Source organism: Acidocella sp., assembly GCF_052326845.1.
Classification (GTDB): domain Bacteria; phylum Pseudomonadota; class Alphaproteobacteria; order Acetobacterales; family Acetobacteraceae; genus Acidocella.
The window spans coordinates 1-16,394 of sequence record NZ_JBKQJR010000003.1; the positions used below are offsets into that span (position 1 = coordinate 1).

General features: G+C 65.4%; 19 protein-coding genes and 2 pseudogenes. 10 read left to right on the forward strand and 11 right to left on the reverse strand.

Annotated elements, in window-relative coordinates:
• Together pyrB and ACLPJJ_RS00115 are read right to left on the reverse strand one after the other, a co-directional pair.
• A pseudogene (gene pyrB / locus ACLPJJ_RS00110) lies at window positions 1–300 on the reverse strand (aspartate carbamoyltransferase catalytic subunit); the annotation flags it as partial.
• A 101-nt stretch (window positions 301–401) separates the two neighbouring features.
• The gene (locus ACLPJJ_RS00115; RefSeq protein WP_443588621.1) at window positions 402–1,319 is read right to left on the reverse strand and encodes a recombinase family protein; all 918 of its coding nucleotides are present in this window, start codon (window positions 1,317–1,319) and stop codon (window positions 402–404) included.
• Window positions 1,320–1,740: 421 nt separating this feature from the next.
• On the opposite strand from ACLPJJ_RS00115, the gene ACLPJJ_RS00120 reads away from it, so the two are divergent.
• The 3 genes from ACLPJJ_RS00120 to ACLPJJ_RS00130 all read left to right on the forward strand — a co-directional run bounded on the left by ACLPJJ_RS00120 (window position 1,741) and on the right by ACLPJJ_RS00130 (window position 3,964).
• The gene (locus tag ACLPJJ_RS00120) at window positions 1,741–2,007 is read left to right on the forward strand and encodes a hypothetical protein (protein WP_443588597.1); all 267 of its coding nucleotides are present in this window, start codon (window positions 1,741–1,743) and stop codon (window positions 2,005–2,007) included.
• Window positions 1,992–2,591 carry a hypothetical protein gene (locus tag ACLPJJ_RS00125; protein ID WP_443588599.1) on the forward strand — a complete coding sequence of 200 codons (600 nt, stop codon included), beginning with the start codon at window positions 1,992–1,994 and terminating at the stop codon, window positions 2,589–2,591. Before ACLPJJ_RS00120 ends, ACLPJJ_RS00125 begins: the two co-directional genes overlap by 16 nt.
• A gap of 185 nt (window positions 2,592–2,776) precedes the next feature.
• A complete protein-coding gene (locus ACLPJJ_RS00130) occupies window positions 2,777–3,964 on the forward strand; it encodes a methyl-accepting chemotaxis protein (RefSeq protein ID WP_443588600.1) in 1,188 nt (395 codons plus the stop codon).
• Window positions 3,965–3,970: 6 nt separating this feature from the next.
• Here ACLPJJ_RS00130 and ACLPJJ_RS00135 read toward each other — a convergent pair whose 3' ends face one another.
• From ACLPJJ_RS00135 to ACLPJJ_RS00165, 7 genes are read right to left on the reverse strand one after another with little or no spacing between them, the layout of a single operon-like run.
• A complete protein-coding gene (locus ACLPJJ_RS00135) occupies window positions 3,971–4,759 on the reverse strand; it encodes an MBL fold metallo-hydrolase (protein ID WP_443588602.1) in 789 nt (262 codons plus the stop codon).
• Window positions 4,756–5,535, reverse strand: coding sequence for a TatD family hydrolase (locus ACLPJJ_RS00140; RefSeq protein ID WP_443588603.1), 780 nt, complete (start codon window positions 5,533–5,535; stop codon window positions 4,756–4,758). Before ACLPJJ_RS00140 ends, ACLPJJ_RS00135 begins: the two co-directional genes overlap by 4 nt.
• Window positions 5,535–7,070: a methionine--tRNA ligase gene (metG, locus tag ACLPJJ_RS00145; RefSeq protein ID WP_443588604.1), complete on the reverse strand. Its 1,536-nt coding sequence runs from the start codon at window positions 7,068–7,070 to the stop codon at window positions 5,535–5,537. The genes ACLPJJ_RS00140 and metG overlap by 1 nt, the downstream gene beginning before the upstream one ends.
• Window positions 7,067–8,047, reverse strand: a complete 981-nt coding sequence (locus ACLPJJ_RS00150; protein WP_443588606.1) for a DNA polymerase III subunit delta' — start codon at window positions 8,045–8,047, stop codon at window positions 7,067–7,069. Before ACLPJJ_RS00150 ends, metG begins: the two co-directional genes overlap by 4 nt.
• Window positions 8,047–8,673, reverse strand: a complete 627-nt coding sequence (gene tmk, locus ACLPJJ_RS00155; RefSeq protein ID WP_443588607.1) for a dTMP kinase — start codon at window positions 8,671–8,673, stop codon at window positions 8,047–8,049. The genes ACLPJJ_RS00150 and tmk overlap by 1 nt, the downstream gene beginning before the upstream one ends.
• On the reverse strand, window positions 8,670–9,539 hold the full coding sequence (locus tag ACLPJJ_RS00160) for an RlpA-like double-psi beta-barrel domain-containing protein (protein ID WP_443588608.1): 870 nt from the start codon (window positions 9,537–9,539) through the stop codon (window positions 8,670–8,672). Before ACLPJJ_RS00160 ends, tmk begins: the two co-directional genes overlap by 4 nt.
• A complete protein-coding gene (locus ACLPJJ_RS00165; RefSeq protein WP_443588610.1) occupies window positions 9,536–10,498 on the reverse strand; it encodes a lytic murein transglycosylase in 963 nt (320 codons plus the stop codon). Before ACLPJJ_RS00165 ends, ACLPJJ_RS00160 begins: the two co-directional genes overlap by 4 nt.
• A 92-nt stretch (window positions 10,499–10,590) precedes the next feature.
• Here ACLPJJ_RS00165 and ACLPJJ_RS00170 point away from each other — a divergent pair, with 92 nt between their 5' ends.
• Complete coding sequence (locus ACLPJJ_RS00170; RefSeq protein ID WP_443588611.1) at window positions 10,591–11,043, forward strand: YcgN family cysteine cluster protein; 453 nt, start codon at window positions 10,591–10,593, stop codon at window positions 11,041–11,043.
• Window positions 11,040–11,747 (forward strand): M48 family metallopeptidase, encoded by a 708-nt coding sequence (locus ACLPJJ_RS00175; protein WP_443588613.1) that lies wholly within the window; start codon window positions 11,040–11,042, stop codon window positions 11,745–11,747. Before ACLPJJ_RS00170 ends, ACLPJJ_RS00175 begins: the two co-directional genes overlap by 4 nt.
• 3 nt (window positions 11,748–11,750) lie before the next feature.
• Here ACLPJJ_RS00175 and msrA read toward each other — a convergent pair whose 3' ends face one another.
• Together msrA and ACLPJJ_RS00185 are read right to left on the reverse strand one after the other, a co-directional pair.
• Window positions 11,751–12,278: a peptide-methionine (S)-S-oxide reductase MsrA gene (msrA, locus tag ACLPJJ_RS00180; RefSeq protein WP_443588614.1), complete on the reverse strand. Its 528-nt coding sequence runs from the start codon at window positions 12,276–12,278 to the stop codon at window positions 11,751–11,753.
• Complete coding sequence (locus tag ACLPJJ_RS00185) at window positions 12,271–12,684, reverse strand: EVE domain-containing protein (protein ID WP_443588623.1); 414 nt, start codon at window positions 12,682–12,684, stop codon at window positions 12,271–12,273. Before ACLPJJ_RS00185 ends, msrA begins: the two co-directional genes overlap by 8 nt.
• 67 nt (window positions 12,685–12,751) lie before the next feature.
• Between ACLPJJ_RS00185 and ccmC the strand changes: the two genes are divergently transcribed.
• The 5 genes and pseudogenes from ccmC to ACLPJJ_RS00210 all read left to right on the forward strand — a co-directional run.
• Window positions 12,752–13,525 (forward strand): heme ABC transporter permease CcmC, encoded by a 774-nt coding sequence (gene ccmC / locus ACLPJJ_RS00190; protein WP_443588616.1) that lies wholly within the window; start codon window positions 12,752–12,754, stop codon window positions 13,523–13,525.
• A complete protein-coding gene (gene ccmD / locus ACLPJJ_RS00195) occupies window positions 13,522–13,653 on the forward strand; it encodes a heme exporter protein CcmD (RefSeq protein ID WP_443588617.1) in 132 nt (43 codons plus the stop codon). Before ccmC ends, ccmD begins: the two co-directional genes overlap by 4 nt.
• 1 nt (window position 13,654) lies before the next feature.
• Window positions 13,655–14,158, forward strand: a complete 504-nt coding sequence (ccmE, locus tag ACLPJJ_RS00200) for a cytochrome c maturation protein CcmE (protein ID WP_443588618.1) — start codon at window positions 13,655–13,657, stop codon at window positions 14,156–14,158.
• Window positions 14,155–16,101, forward strand: coding sequence for a heme lyase CcmF/NrfE family subunit (locus ACLPJJ_RS00205; protein ID WP_443588619.1), 1,947 nt, complete (start codon window positions 14,155–14,157; stop codon window positions 16,099–16,101). The genes ccmE and ACLPJJ_RS00205 overlap by 4 nt, the downstream gene beginning before the upstream one ends.
• A pseudogene (locus ACLPJJ_RS00210) lies at window positions 16,101–16,394 on the forward strand (DsbE family thiol:disulfide interchange protein); the annotation flags it as partial. The gene ACLPJJ_RS00205 and the pseudogene ACLPJJ_RS00210, both read left to right, overlap by 1 nt.

Consider the following 16,394-nt stretch of genomic DNA (forward strand, 5'->3'; position numbering starts at 1 on the left):
GTTCATGGCGTTCAGTGTGGCTGCCGTGTCCAGCAGGGTCTCGCCCTTGGTGACGGAGGAGGTGGCGACGGACATGTTCACCACATCCGCGCCCAGGCGCCGGCCTGCCAGCTCGAAGCTGGTGCGCGTGCGCGTGGAGTCCTCGAAGAACAGGTTGATGAGGGTACGCCCGCGGAGCAGATCACGCTGGGTTTTGCCCGAACGGTTGAGGAGCACGTAGCTCTCCGCCAGGTCGAGCAGCGAGGTCGCGGTAACGGGGTTGAGGCCCTCGATCCCGAGCAAATGTTTGAGCGTTGCCATTAAAACCCGCTTAGAGCCGGATCGCTCCTGATTTGCAACCTCGGTATTCTGGCGGGGCTTGGCGGCTATGCCGTGCTGCCCTGCCAGGCCTGCGACTCGGCTCAGCGATTAAGCCCGAGCAGGCCTGATTTCTCGGCTTTCCCCAGCAGATGCCTGACCGAGGACGGGTGCCATCTGGTGCCTCCGCGCGGCGTGCGTTCTTTCATGGCTTCGAGCTGTGCTGCGATCTGCTGAAGCGTGCGGTCCGGTGCCGCCACGGCAATCCCGGCGACCAGCCGGACCAGCCGGTCGGCGCCCTGCTGGGGCTTGGCGCGCTCCAGCAACTCGGCTTCGACAATGCCTTCAGCGGCCAGCCTCTGGACAATCCGGCGCAGGCGCTCAGGCGTCCAGTCCGCCGTGCTGTTCTGGTTCAGGACCCTGACCACATCGCCCCAGGGCTGGTCCGGGCGCATCCGCCGGACCGTTGGCAGCCAGGTGTCCAGCTGCGCGACAAGGGTCTCCAGATAAGCGGCATCGCGGCGCGCGCGTGCCTTGCGGATGGCCTCGGGGTCTCCGGCCCGCAGGCCGGGATTGCCGCCGACACGGCCACGGCTCCGTGCGGCGCTGAGCCCAGCCTTGGTGCGTTCGGAGATCAGCGCCCGCTCAAGCTGCGCGACGGCGCCCAGCACTTGCAGGGAGAACATGCCTTGCGGCGTTGCCGTGTCGATGGGGTCGCGCAAGCTCCTGAAATGCGCGCCACGGGCTTCGAGCTGTTCGATGACGGACAATAAATGGCTGACGGAGCGGGCCAGACGGTCCAGGCGGACGACCACCAGGGTCTCGCCGCGCTGAATATCGCGCAGCAACCTGGCCAGAACCGGCCGGCCGAGATCGTCGCCAGAGGCACATTCCTCAAGCACGGCGGCGCAGCCAGCGGCCCACAACTCGTCGAGTTGCGGGTCCGTATCCTGAGCTTCAGTGGAGACACGGGCGTAGCCGATCAGGCGGGGCAGGGTGGTGGTTTGGCAATGAGTGTGCATGCGCAAGAAATATATTAAGTCATTGAAAAGACAAGATAAAATAGTTCGTACACAATAAAAATCACCTGTAAACGGCCGTTTGTGGAGGTGCCCAGGCTTTGGTAGTGGCGGGCATCCGCGGGGTGGCACCGGGCGGGGCATTTCCAGATGGCAGGGAAGGGGGCAGAGGCGTCGAAATCCAGCTCCAGCCACGGCCCGTTGCGCCTGGGTTGGGCTTATTGGCCGTAATTTGGCGCAATCGAGCACCGGCGTTGCTGCTCATGATTGCACGGAATTCCGCTGTTTTCGGCGGCTGAGAGGGCGTCCCGCGCTTGGTTTTCAGCGCGAACAAAAATCGCAGAATCAATATTATGGAAAGACCTGGCCGTATTAATGATACTTCCCGTACCCAAACGCATGATTTAGCGTCGGGTGCCGCCGCATGACCGCGCCACAGTGGAGCGATTCCAAGCGGCTATGGAGCCTGTGGGATATCATGCTTAGACTGCCTCTCCCCATAATGATGAGGATCGCAACGCTTACAGGCGGAAAATATCCGACATTACTAAAAAGCACCCAGTTCAATGGAGAATTTTCTGAAGAAGATAGGAAGGCTTTCAAAGAGTTGTATGAGGATAATCTAAGACTTTTTGTAGACTTAGATTTGACAGCTTCAGCGGCAACCGTAAAAAAATGCTCGCCTGCTTAGAAAAACCAAAATCCAGATATTCTGATTTCTTTAAGTTTGGAGATGAGCTTTACGGTAGGCTTGTCGACGAATCAGGGATGCGATTTTATCTTGCTCTAACTCTCAAGGAGTCGTCAGACTTTCTAAATGAGTTCCCCTACGGAGAGTCTGTTACAGAAAAATTCCCTTCTACGCGCTACGACATTTCTGAGGCATCCGCATGTATGGCCTTGGGCCGTGGGACTGCCGCCGTATTTCATTCTGTGCGCTGCTTAGAGGCGGGAATCCTTGCAATATCGCGGTGCCTGAATATTCCCGATCCAGTCAAGGCTGCAGAACGAAACTGGGGAAGCGCGCTCAGGAAAATAAAAGAGGAAAAAGACCGTAGATGGCCAACGTCGACAGATTGCCTTACTGGAGATGGCCAGTTTTTTGATTCGCTGTACGCCGCCCTTGCTGCGATGCAAAATCCATATCGGAATGGCACGATGCATTTAGATCAAAAGTATACCCCAGATGAAGCAAGGCATATTTTTGAAATGATAGGGGGCCTCATGAAGAAGCTCTCTTCTCGGATGGATGAGGAAGGGAATCCGAGGGCGTGACCACCGTTCCGAACGCCCTCTCAAACCCCTCTTTCGTCTCATCCGCGCCAATCCCGCGGGCGGTCTCAATGAACCGCTCGCTTTGGGGCTTTTCGTGAGTAACAGCTGAATCCGCGTTAAACTGTTGGAAAACATTATGCCGCATAATCGAGTCCGCGCCCCGCCGCCGAATGGAGATGATGCCCTTGGAACTCGCGCTGCCGCCGGAAGACACACTTCAGCCGCAAGCGAACGCCCAGGATACATCCGGGCGCGCCGCCAGCACGATGCAGCGGGTGAAAACCATGGTCACCGGGCTGGAGCGACGGTTCCAGGAGATCGCCTCCATCGCCGACGTGATCAACCACGTGGCCAAGCACACCAAGCTGCTCTCCTTCAACGCCACCATCGAGGCGGCGCGCGCCGGCGAGGCTGGGCGCGGCTTCTCCGTTGTCGCCTCCGAGGTCCGGACCCTGGCCGAGCGCACGGCCAGCGCCACGGCGGACATCAACGAGATGCTGCCGCAGGTGAAGCAGGAGATCGCCGAGGCTGTGCGCGGCGTGGAACAGGAGGAAGCCGAGGCGCTGCTGCAAAGCGCCATCCGCCTGGCGGGGCTGGAGGCGGCCAAGGTCGAGGCGTGGTTCAGGCAGATCGCCGCCACGCTACACGCGCTGAAACACGCGCTGGCCGGCCTGCACAAGGCCGAGGGCGCGCTCTCCCGCCCGGCTTTCAACGCGGTGATGGTCGAGTTCCTGACCAACAACCCGGGCTTGTTCGCGCTCGCCTGCTGCATGGAGCCGAACGCCTTCGACGGGCGGGACGCCAAATTCAGCAATTCCGAGGGCACGGACGCTTCCGGCCGCTTCCTTTCCTACTGGCACCGCGGCACGGGGCGCATCACGCTGGAGCAGCTGCAGGGTTACGACAAGCCGGGCCAGAACGACTATTACGAGCTGCCGCGCCGCTCCGGGGCGGATGTGATGATGGAGCCCTATGACTATCCGGCGGCCGGGCGGATGGTGAAAATGACGTCCCTGATGTCTCCGCTGAAGCTTAAGGGACGCTTTGCCGGGGTGCTTGGGGCGGATTTCCTGCTCGACGAGTTGCAGGCCGAGCTGGCCCGCAACAAGCCGTTCGGCACGGGCGATCTGCTGCTGCTCTCCCACGGCGGCATGTACGCCACCCATCCGGATGCGTTGCGTATTGGCCAGGCGGCCTCTGACCTGCCCCCGGCGGCGCGGCAGGCCGTCGCGGCGGGGCGGCGCTATGACTATGTGGACGAAACGGGCGTGGCGCGGATCTTCCACCCGTTGCAAATCGGCGCGGCCAACCAGCCCTGGGCGCTGGTGCTGGCGTTCGACATTGCGCGTACCCTGAATCACGGGGCGCGTTAGCGGGGTTTACAACTCCAGCACCATGCCGTCATAGCCGGGTTCCACGCCCGGCGGCAGCGTGTTGCAGAGCGTGCGGTAATCCATCTCGGGGCCGAGATGCGTCAGTACCGTGCGCTTCGGCTTCAGCTGCTCCACCCAGGAGAGCACCGTCGGCAGCCCGGCATGCGTGGGATGGTCCTTTTCCGGCGTGAAGCAATCGGCGATAAAAACGTCGAGCCCCTGAAGCTCGGCCATCGCAGCCTCGTCCAGGCGCACGACATCCGTACAATAGGCGGCGCAGCCGATGCGCAGGCCAAGCGAGCGGCTGTAGCCATGATCCTGGTCCATGGGCAGGATGTTTTCACCCATAATTTCAATGGCATCTCCAGGTGTCAGGACATTCTCCGTGAGCACCGGGCGGCCAAAGAACCCGCCATTATAAGGCTTGAAGGCGTAGTCGAAGCGCTGACGCAACTCCGTCCAGACCGGCTCCGTGGCATAGCTGGGCATCGGCGCGCCAAGGATTCGGTTGAGGATGCGGATTTCGTCCAGCCCGGCGATATGGTCGGCATGGGCGTGGGTGAAGATCACCGCGTCGATCCGGCCGATGCCACAGCGTGTGAGCTGAAACCGCAAATCCGGCGCGGTATCGACCAGAATGTTCTTCTGTTCGGAGGTTTGGATGACAATGCTGGAGCGCGTGCGGGTGTTGCGCGGCTCGTTTGGGTCGGTTTGGCCCCAGTCACCGCGCCCGTCCGGCCCGCCGATTTGCGGCAGGCCAGCTGAGCCGCCCGTGCCCAGCAGGGTGATCTTCATGCCGCCTTCCGGAATAGGGTCTTGAAATTCCTGGTGGTGAGATCGGCCAGAGCTTCCGGGGTAAGGCCACGCAACTCCGCCAGCATGGCGGCGGTGTGCACGGTATAGGCGGGCTCGTTACGCTTGCCGCGGAAGGGCACGGGAGCGAGATACGGCGAGTCCGTCTCCACCAGCAGCCGCTCTTCAGGCACATCCTTGGCGATGTCGCGGATATCCGGCGCTTTCGGGAAGGTGAGCATACCCGAGAAGGAGATGTACCCGCCCATCTCCAGCGCGGCCTCGGCCAAGGCGCGGGTGGAGGAGAAGCAGTGCAGCAGGAAGCCGAATTCCCCGCCCCGGTCGCGTTCTTCCTTTAATACCCGCACGATATCGTCATCGGCGTTGCGCGCATGGATGCAGAGCGGCAGGCCGGAGGCTTGCGCGGCGCGGATATGGGCGCGGAAATTGTCCGCCTGAATATCCTTCGGCGCCTTCTCGTGGAAATAATCCAACCCAGACTCACCGAGGCCGATCACCTTCGGGTGCTGCGCCAACTCCACAAGGGCATCTGGCGTGACCACCGGGAGGACATCCGCCGCATGGTCCGGGTGAACCCCAACACATGCCCAGACATTATCAAATTTTTCTGCAATGTCAATGAGTTGTTTTGATTGACTGAAGGTGACGCCAATCGTCACCATCTCCCCTACCCCCGCCGCTTTGGCGCGGGCCACCACTGCCTCGACCTCGCCGGGCTGGTTGAAATAGTCGAGATGGCAATGGCTATCGACGAGCATCAGGCACCCTCCACCACGCGCGGGAACAGCCCGGAAGGTGCCGGGAGCGGCGTGCCCTCGGCCAGCGGGGTGTCGAGGATGGAGAGCGAGCGATCCGCCCCAACGCCCAGATACTCCAGCAGCTTGGCCATCGTGTCCGGCATGAAGGGTTGCAGCACCACCCCCACCACGCGCAGCACGGCGGTAAGCGTGTAGAGCACGGAGTTCATGCGGTCCGTGTCGGTCTTGCGCAGGCTCCAGGGGGCTTGGTGGTCGATGTAGGCGTCGACGGCGCGGATCACTTTCCAGGTCTCGTCCAGCGCCTCATGGAAGGCCAGGCGGCTCATCGCCCCCCTCACCTTCTCCGGCAGTTCGTTCGCCAGCGTCAGCAGCGTCAGGTCGGCCTCGTGCAAATCGCCTCGCGGCGGCACAGCGGCACCGGCATTCTTGTTGATGAAGGAGAGTGTTCGCTGGGCCAGATTGCCGATGCCATTGGCGAGGTCGGAGTTGATCCGCCCGATCAGCGCCTTGCGGGAGAAATCGCCGTCATTGCCGAAGGGCACCTCGCGCAGCAGGAAGTAGCGCACTTGGTCCAGGCCAAACTCTTCCACCAGCGGGCGGACATCGATGAAGTTGCCGAGCGATTTGCTCATCTTCTCGCCCTCGACCGTCCACCAGCCATGGCTGAACACGCGCTTGGGCAGTTCCAGCCCGGCGGCCATGAGGAAGGCCGGCCAGTACACGGCGTGGAAGCGGATGATCTCCTTGCCCACCAGATGCAGGCTGGCTGGCCAGTATTTCGCCCGCTCGCCGGTCATCTCGGGGTAGCCGCAGGCGGTGAGGTAGTTCTGCAGCGCGTCGAGCCACACATACATCACGTGCGTCTCATCCCCCGGCACCGGGATGCCCCAGGAGAAGGAAGTGCGGCTGACCGAGAGGTCATGCAGGCCGGAGCGGACAAAGCTCACGACCTCGTTGCGCTTGGCCTGCGGGGCGATGAAGCCCGGGTTTTCCTCGTAATAGGCGAGCAGCCTGTCCTGGAAGGCGCTGAGCTTGAAGAAATAGCTGGGCTCCACCACCCATTTCACCACGGCGCCGGAGGCGATGGCCACGCGCGTGCCATCCGGCTTCACGGTGGTTTCGTCTTCGTCGTAGAAGGCTTCGTCGCGCACGGCGTACCAGCCCTCGTACTTGCCGAGATAGATGGCGCCGCTCTCCTGCAGCTTCTTCCACAGCGCCTGGGCCGAGGCCTTGTGCCGGGGCTCGGTGGTGCGGATGAAATCGTCGTTGGAGATGTTCATCACCCGCGCCATGTCCTGGAAATCGGCGGAGACGCGGTCGGTGAAGTCCTGCGGGTCGATGCCGGCGGCGCGGGCCGCGGCTTCCACCTTCTGACCGTGCTCGTCCGTGCCGGTGAGGAAGAACACGTCATGCCCCTCCAGCCGGTTCCAGCGGGCCAGCGCGTCGGCGGCGGTGGAGGTGTAGGCATGGCCCAGATGCGGCGAGCCGTTTACGTAATAGATCGGCGTGGTGATGTAGAAGGTTTGTTTGCTCATGACCTGTGCAATTGCGTGAGCGCCACGACGACCGCGGCGCGTTTGTCGAGGTTGAGGCCGAGAACCTCGCGCTCCATTTTGCCGAACTCCTGCCAGAGGGAGACCTCCGCGGCAAGATTCCCCCCCTGCCCGGCGCGCGCGGCAGCCCTGGTACGGGCGGCAAGGCGGGCGCGCAGCAGGGAGAAGAACGTCTCGAACTTGTCCGCCCCGTCCACAGTGCGGGCGACGGTATCGGCGATGGCCTGGGCGCGCGCGGGCGGCACCGGTGCCTCCAGCGCCTCGTCCACCAGCTCGGCGAGCGCGATGCCGCCTTCCGCCGCCAAGGAGAGCGCGGTGCCGATGCTGCCCTCGGCCAGCTCCACCAGGCGCTCGCGGGCGGTGAAATCCACCTCCGGCACGTAGTCCTTCAGCAGCGCGTGCATCGCGGCCTCGGGCAGCGGGGCCATGGGCAGCATCCGGCAGCGCGAGCGTATGGTGGGCAACAGCCGCCCGGGTGCCGAGGTGGCGAGCAGCAAAATGGCCCGGGGCGGCGGTTCCTCCAGCAGCTTCAGCAGCGCGTTGGCGGCGTTGGTGTTCATGTCCTCGGCGCCATCCACAATCACCACGCGCCAGCCGCCCTCAGCCGGGGTGAGGCGCATGAAGGCGCTGGCCTCCTGGATGGTGGCGATGACGATCTCGCTTTGCAGCTTTTCCGTCTTGGCGTTGATCCGCCGCTCGACGGTGAAGAGGTCCGGATGCGTGGCCGCCGCCACACGGCGGAATACCGGGGAGGTTTCCGGCACGTAGAGATCCGGCGTCTCCGCCCCCGCCAGCAGCCAGCGGGCGAAGCGGAAAGCCAGCGTGGCCTTGCCGATGCCCGGCGGCCCGGCGAGCAGCCAGCCATGGTGCAGCCGCCCGGAGATGGCGGCGTGGTAGAGCGATCCAACAGCCCCCTCATGCCCGCGCAGCAGGGCGTTGGCGCGCGGCTCTTGCGGCATCAGCGCCCCGTCCGTTCGGCGATGAGCCGGCGCAGCTCGGAAACCACCGCGCCCGGGGCGGCGGAGGAATCGACCCATGCGCAGCGCTCCGGCTCTTGCGCCGCGATTTCGGCGAAGCCGTGCATCAGCCGGGCTGTGAAATCCGCTCCCATGCTCTCATAGCGGTCCGTCGCCCCGGCGCGGGCGGCGAGGCGCGCCTTGGCCACGTCCTCCGGCACGCGCAGGAAGAAGCTAACATCCGGGCGCAGACCAATGAGCTGGATCAGGCTTTCCACGGCGCTGACCGCCACGCCCTGGCCGTACGCCTGATAGGCCATGGTGGAGTCGTAAAAGCGGTCGCAGACGACGATGGCGCCGCGTTCCAGCGCTGGGCGCAGCACGGTTTCCACATGGTCGGCCCGGGCGGCGAAATGCAGCATGGTCTGCGCCAGCGGATGCAGCGGCGTCTCGGTGTTCAGCAGCAAGGCGCGGATGGCCTCGGCCCCCTTGGTGCCGCCGGGCTCGCGGGTGGCCAGAACCTCGTGCCCCTCTGCCCGCAGCAGCGCGGCAAGGCCCGCGGCGGCGGTGGATTTGCCAGCCCCCTCCCCGCCTTCCAGCGTGATGAACAGCCCGGGGTGCTGGCTCATCTTACAATGATTTCAGGTGCGGCGATGCCGAGCTGGAGCATCTGCTGCAAGGCGGCGTCGGCATCCGCCACTGTATGGTACGGCCCGGCATTCACGGCCCAGAGCGGGCGGTCGCCGCCTAACACCGGCACCACCCGCGCCGGCAGGCCGGGGATCTTGGCCATGGCGCGGAAGGCGTCGTCCTCGCTCCCGAAACCGGGGATCTGCACCCAGAGCGGCCCGGGCCCGGGTGCGCCTAGCGTGACCATGCCGGAGAGGGTGACGCCCTGGCTCATGCCGTTATCCGTGGCGCTGGGGCCGAGCTGCTGCACCCCGCCGCTGGCGCCACCCGTGCCCGGAGGTGCCAGGGACTGCGCGGAAATGCCCGCCACCGGCGCGGCGGCGAGCTTCGGCACGGCGCCGAGCGAACTTTGCAGCGCCATGCTCTGGCTCTGGTTCAGTTTCACCTCCACCTCGACGATGCCGCCCGAGGGGAAGGACAGCAGCGCCGCGACGCGCGGGGTGACGGACAGCACCCGGCCCGGCTGCATCGGCCCGCGGTCATTCACCCGCACATCCACCGAGCGGCCGTTCACCAGATTGGTGACGGTGACGATGCAAGGCAGTTGCAACACGGGGGATGCAGCGGCCAGCGCGTTGGGGTCGTAGCTCTCGTTATCCGCCGTGTAGGCGGGCGCGTTGTCAGGAATCACCGTGGCCAGGCCGGTGGCGTCGTAATCGTTGAATTCGCGCGGGTAGAGCCACTCCCCGCCCGCCTGATACGGGTCGCCCACCGTGTACTTCACGCCGCCCGGCGCGGGTGGCGGCACGGGCTGCGTGCAGCTGGCGAGGATGGCGAACAGGCCGATAACGTAGCGGTTGATCATGCGGTAAGCACCATGCGCCCCAGCGCGCCGACGGCCAGGGCATAGAAGTCTGAAGGGTTGTAACTGCGGATAACGGAGAAATTGGCATAGACCAGGAAGGCTTGGCCGCCAGGGCCATCGGGCAGCCGCAGCGCCGCCGGGGTGGAATCCGGCAGGGCCACGGCGCCTGACAGGCGCTGCACCCCCCGCTCCTGCCAGTAGCCCAGTGTGCGCACCACTGTCCGTCCGGTTTCATCCGGCCCGATGCCGCCCGGGGCGAACACCGCCTCGCTGGAGGGCAGCCCGGTCTGCCACCCCGCCTTGGCCAGATAATTGGCCATGGAGGCGAGGCTGTCGGCATCCGAGTGCCAGATGTCCGGCGCGCTCTCGCCCGAGAAGGACACGGCGGTGGAGAGATACACGCCGGGCATGAATTGCGGCTGGCCCATGGCCCCGGCGTAAGAGCCGAGCAGCCGCCTTGCCGGGGCATCGCCCTGCGCAATGATGCGCATGGCGTCGATCACCTGCCCGGCGAAGAACTTGCTTTGCCGCTCCCATCCCAAGGTCGCCAGCGCGCCGATGACGTGGAATTTGCCCTGGAACGCGCCGTACCCGGTCTCGATTCCCCAGATGCCGATCAGCGGCTCAGCCGAGACACCGAACCGGCTCGTCACCGCCGCCAGCAGGTTGCCCGCCCTGGCCGCCTTGGCCTGGCCGTTGACGATGCGGGTCTCGCTCAGCACGCGGGAGGAGTAATCCGCCCAGGTGAGGGTGAATTCCGCCTGGTGCTGGTCGCGCTTCAGCACCTCCTGGTTGGGCTTCAGCCCGGCGGTGGTGCTGTGCACGATGCGCGCCGGAATGCCCGCCGCCAAGGCACGCGCGCGCAGCCGGGCGAGGAAGGCGGAAAAACTCTCCGCCTGCGCCGCGCCCGCGGCGCACAGGGACATGGACATGCCGGCGAGGAAGGTGCGTCGCTCCATGGCCCGACTGTGCCACGCCGCGCCGGGGCGCCGCAACAGCCGGGCGGCGTTATCTGCTGGCGGTGCCGCCAGGGGCGCTCTATGTAGGGCCCATGGGATTCTGGCGTGAAAAGCAGCTCAGCGAGATGAGCAAGGAGGAGTGGGAGTCGCTCTGCGATGGCTGCGGGCGTTGCTGCCTGCACAAGCTGCGCGATGACGACACGGGCGAGATCGAGTTCACCAACGTCGCCTGCCGGCTGCTGGACGTGAACACCGCCCGCTGCAAGGACTACGCGAACCGCCGCCGCAAGGTGCCGGACTGCGTGCAGCTTACCCCCGAGACGCTGGCGAAAATCGACTGGCTCCCGCCGAGCTGCGCCTACCGGCTGGTACAGGAGGGCAAGGACCTGCCGCCCTGGCATCCGCTGCGCTCGGGCCGGGCGGAGAGCGTGGCCGAGGCCGGAGCCTCGGTGGCCGGGCGTTGCATCAGCGAGCGCGATGCGGGGCCGCTGGAGCACCACCTCGCCGACTGGCCGGGCAGGATGCCCCGGCGGCGCAAGGCATGAGCCCAGAGGAGCTGTCGCCCGAGCTGGTGCCGGTGCAAGGGGCGCTGACGGCCGTCGCTTTCCGCCGTTCCGCTCGGGCGAAGCGGATTTCCCTGCGCATCGATCCGGCGGCGGGCGGCATTCTCATCACCTTGCCGATGCGCGCCTCGCGCCGCGCCGGGCTGGCGCTGCTGCAGGCGCATGAGGGGTGGGCTGCGGAAAAGCTGGCCGCCCTGCCCCAGGCTTTGCGCTTCTCCCCCGGGGCGGCGGTGCCGGTGCATGGGGTGCCGCATGTCATCGGCCATGTGCCCGGTGCGCGCGGCGGAGCCTGGATCGAGGACGGCCGGATTCTGGTAACCGGCGAGCCGGAGTTTCTGGCCCGCCGGGTGACGGATTGCCTGAAGGGTCTGGCGCGCCAGCACCTTACCGCCATGGCGGCGGAGAAGGCGCAGGCGGCGGCGCTGAAGCCGAAAACCGTACGGATAAAGGACACGCGCACCCGCTGGGGCTCCTGCGCGCCGGACGGGACGCTGGCCTTCTGCTGGCGGCTGATCTGCGCTCCGGGATTCGTGCAGGATTACGTGGTGGCGCATGAAACAGCGCATCTGCGCCACATGAATCACGGGCCGCATTTCTGGGCACTCACCGAAACCCTCACCCCGCACCGGGGAGAAGCGTCGGAATGGCTCACCCTTAACGGGATGGAACTGCTGCGAATCGGGTGAGCGTCAGCCCGCCTTCAGTTTCTCCCGGAACGCCTTGCGCAGCTTGGTGATCTTCGGCGCGATCACCGCCTGGCAATAGCCGGACCAGGGGTTGCGGACGAAATAATCCTCATGCTCCTTCTCCGCCGGGTAGAATATGTCCAGCGGCGTGATTTCGGTGACGATCTTGCCCCAGACCGGCGTGAATTTTGCCACCGCCGCTTCCGCCGCTACCTTCTGCTCCGGCGTGGCATAAAAAATGGCCGAGCGGTATTGCGGACCAGCATCATTGCCCTGGCGGTTGAGCGTCGTCGGGTCGTGGATGGTGAAGAACACGCCCAGCAGATCGGCGTAGGAGATCACCGCCGGGTCGTATGTCACCTTCACCACCTCGGCATGGCCGGTGGCGCCGGTGCAAACCTGCTTGTAGCTGGGGTTGGGCTCATGCCCCCCGGCATAACCGGATTCCACCGCCTCCACCCCGGCCAGCTCATCATACGCCGCCTCCAGGCACCAGAAGCACCCGCCGGCCAGCACTGCGGTCTCAGACATTCACCCCTCCCATCTCGCACAGCATTTTCCAATGCTCGGCGCTCACGGGCCCCACCGAGAGGCGGGAGCAGCGCAGCAGCGCCATATCCTCAAATCTGGGGTCGGCCTTGATCGCGGCAAGTGTGATAGGGGTTTTCAGCGGCTTCACCGCCTTCATGTCCACGCAGACCCAGTTGCCGCTCTCGGCCGTGGGGTCCGGGTAGGCTTCCCGCGCCACCTCGACGATGCCGACAATCTCCTTGCCGACATTCGAGTGGTAGAAGAACGCCTTGTCGCCCTGTTTCATCGTGGCGAGGTTTTTCTTCGCCAGATGGTTGCGCACGCCCGTCCATGGCTCGACGCCGTTTTTCACCTGCTCATCCCAGGAGAAAGCATCGGGTTCGGATTTCACCAGCCAATAATTCACCATGCCGAGACTGTATCGCAATTGCACGCCGCTTCAAATTTACCCGTGCATCCCCTAATAGCGTTGCATGAACGAAAACGTCCTGAGTAGTAGCCTTCCAGCTAAAACCGGCGGATGGCTGCATTATTTCGCCAATCCCGGGCGTTTTTTGCGTTTTGTGCAACCCATCCTGCCTTGGGCGGCTGGTGTTTCGCTCATCCTCACCGTGGCGGGACTCGTCTGGGGCTACCAGTTCGCCCCCGCTGACTGGGAGCAGGGCGACGCCGCGCGCATCATGTACGTGCATGTGCCCGCCGCCTGGGTGGCGATGTCCGGCTACGCCATGCTGGCGGTATGCTCGCTGTTTTCCATCGTCTGGCGCCACCCGCTGGCGGATATCGCGGCGGAGGAGATCGGCCCCGTGGGTGCCGGTTTCACCTTTGTCTGCCTTGTCTCCGGCTCGCTCTGGGGCAAGCCGATGTGGGGCGCGTATTGGGTGTGGGATGCGCGGCTGACCTCGGTGCTGATCCTGTTCTTCCTGTATCTGGGGCACATCGCGCTCATCCGCGCGTTCGACAACAAGGCCCATGGCTATCGCGCAGCGGCCATTCTGGCGCTGGCAGGGGCGATCAACCTGCCGATCATCGTGTACTCCGTGCAGTGGTGGAACACGCTGCACCAGGGCAACACCATCTCCATCTCGGGCGGAGCGAAAATCTACATGACCATGCTCTACCCGCTGCTGGTCTGCACGCTGGGGTTTTACCTCAGCTTTCTCACCATGGTCTGCGCCCGCATCGCCGCGGCGATCTGCGAGCGGAAGACGGCCTCGGCCCTGCTGGCCGCCGCGGAGCGCGAATGATGAACAACTGGTCCTTCATCAACGGCGCCTATGGCGTGACGGTGATCTTTCTGGCTGGCGCGGCCTGGCTGAGCTTTGCCCGCTACCGGCGCGCCATCGCCCGGCTCAAGCAGGCGGAAACCCTGTAGCATGCGCACGCCCAAGAGACGCCGCCTTTACCTGGTGCTGGCCTGCGGCCTGTGCCTGAGCGCCGCCGTTGGGCTGACAATGGCGGCGTTTTCCTCCAGCCTCACCTATTTCCTCTCGCCGCGAGAGGTTGTGGCCAAGCACCCGGCCGAGGGGTTGAGCTTCCGCCTGGGCGGCATCGTGCAGGCTGGCACGGTAAAGACCACGCTGAGCGGCGAGACGCCGACCACCCAGTTCGCCGTGACGGATGGCCGCGCCGCCGTGCCCGTGGTGTTCAGCGGCGTGCTGCCGGATCTGTTCCGCGAGGGGCAAGGCGTGGTCGCCATCGGGTCCATGGGCGCGGACGGCGTGTTCCATGCCGATGAGGTGCTGGCCAAGCACGGCGCGGCCTACATGCCAAAGGATGTCGAGCAGTCGCTGAAGGCGGCCGGGAAGTGGGACCCGAAATTTGGCCCGCCGCCTGACGCCAGCAGCTGGAACACCATGCAAGTGAAGGCGGGCTCATGATCCCTGAACTCGGGCATTTCGCCCTGGCCTGCGCGGTGGCGCTCGCATTCGCGCAGGGGGTTGTTGGCATCTTCGGGCCGTCCTTGCGCGATGCCCGGGCGCTCTACGCCGCCCCGGTGCTGGCGCTGAGCCATTTCGCCGCCATCGGCTTTGCCTTCCTCGCACTTGTCTGGGCGGGCGTGGTCTCGGATTTCACGGTGGAGAACATCGCGGATTTCTCCTCCTCCGCCGTGCCGCTGATCTACCGCATCAGCGGCGTGTGGGGGAATCATGACGGCTCCATCCTGCTGTGGTGCCTGATCCTGTCGCTCTGCGGCACCGCCGTGGCGGTGTTCGGCGGCGGATTGCCGGCCAGCCTGCGCTCGCGCGTGCTGGGCGTGCTGGGGCTGGTCTCGGGCGGATTCCTGCTGTTCACCCTCACCGTGTCGGACCCGTTCGCCCGGCTCTGGCCGCCGCCGCTTGAGGGCGCTGGCGTCAACCCGATCCTGCAGGACCCTGGCTTGGCCTTCCACCCGCCGGTTCTCTACACCGGCTATGTCGGGTTCTCGGTTGCTTTCGCGTTTGCCCTCGCGGCGCTCATCGAGGGCCGTATTGACGCCGCCTGGGGCCGCTGGGTGCGCCCCTGGGCACTGCTCTCCTGGTGCTTCCTCACCGCCGGCATCGCGCTGGGGAGCTGGTGGTCCTATTACACGCTGGGCTGGGGCGGGTACTGGTTCTGGGACCCGGTGGAAAACGCGGCCCTCCTGCCCTGGCTTACCGGCACCGCACTGCTGCATTGCGCCATCGTGGTGGAAAAGCGCGAGGCGCTGAAGGCCTGGACCGTGCTGCTGGCTATCGCCACGTTCTCGCTCAGCCTCTCGGGGACGTTTCTGGTGCGCTCGGGCATCCTCAACTCCGTGCACAGCTTTGCCGCGGCGCCGGATCAGGGGCTGTTCATCCTGGCACTGCTGGGCCTGACCATTGGCGGCTCGCTGCTGCTCTTCGCCATCCGCGCCCCGGTGCTGGCCGCCACCGGCATCTACGCGCCCATCTCGCGCGAGAGCGCGCTGGTGCTGAACAACATCTTCCTCTGCGCCATCGCCGCCGTGGTGTTCACCGGCACACTGTACCCGCCGTTCGCCAATCTGCTGTTCGGCATCCAGCTTTCCGTCGGTGCGCCGTTTTATAACCAAACAGTGCTGCCGCTTACCGCGCCGATCATCCTGGCCATGGGGGTGGGCCCGCTGCTGGCCTGGAAGCGCGCCGACCTGCTGCCCGCGCTGCAACGGCTCTGGCTGGCCGGGGCTGTGGCTTTGCTGGTGTTCCTGGTGCTGTCCGCCACAAGGCATGTCATCGCAGCACTTGGCTTGGCGGGTGGGGCGTGGGTGGTGCTCGCCGCGCTCACCGATTTGGCCGGGCGCGTGGGGCTGTTCCGCGTGCCGCTTGGCAACTCCCTGGCGCGCCTCACCACCCTGCCACGCGGGGCGGTTGGCGCCGCGCTCGGGCATATCGGCTTTGGCGTGTCCGTGCTTGGTATCGCGGGCATGACGCTCGCGGTGCAGAAGGTGGTGGTGCTGCAGCCGGGCCAGTCCACCGAGCTTGGCGGCTATACCTGGACGCTGCAGGACATCCACGATGCCCCAGGCCCGAACTACACCCAGCGCGTGGCGGATATCACCGTGGACGGACTCACGCTGCATCCCTCGCGGCGGTTCTTCGCGGCGCAGCATGTCATCACCAACGACGCCGCGATCCACACCAATGGGTTCCAGGATATTTACGCCGTGTTCGCCGATGAACCCGCCAGTGGCGGCGCGGAACTGCGGTTGAACCGCCACCCGATGGCGCCGGAAATCTGGTTCGGCGGGCTGATCATGGCGCTCGGAGGGTTCCTCTCCCTCTCCGATAGGCGGCTGCGGGTGGGCGCGCCCTCGCGCAAGAAACCCGCCGGAGCGGTGGCCTGATGTCCCCGATGCGCCGCCGCCTGCTGTTCGGCATTCCTCTCGCCGTGGCTGCCGTTGGAGGCGGCGGGTTCTACACCATCCTGCGCCGCATGCAGGCCAATGACTACGACCCGCATACCTTGCCCTCGCCGCTCATCGGCAAGCGCCCGCCCGCCTTCGCGCTGCCCGGGGCCGCCGGGCTGCAAGGCTTCGCCACTACCGATATCGCCGCGCCGCCCCAGCCGATGCTGGTGAACTGGTTCGCCTCCTGGTGCGTGCCCTGCCAGCAGGAGGCGGCGATGCTGGGTAAGCTG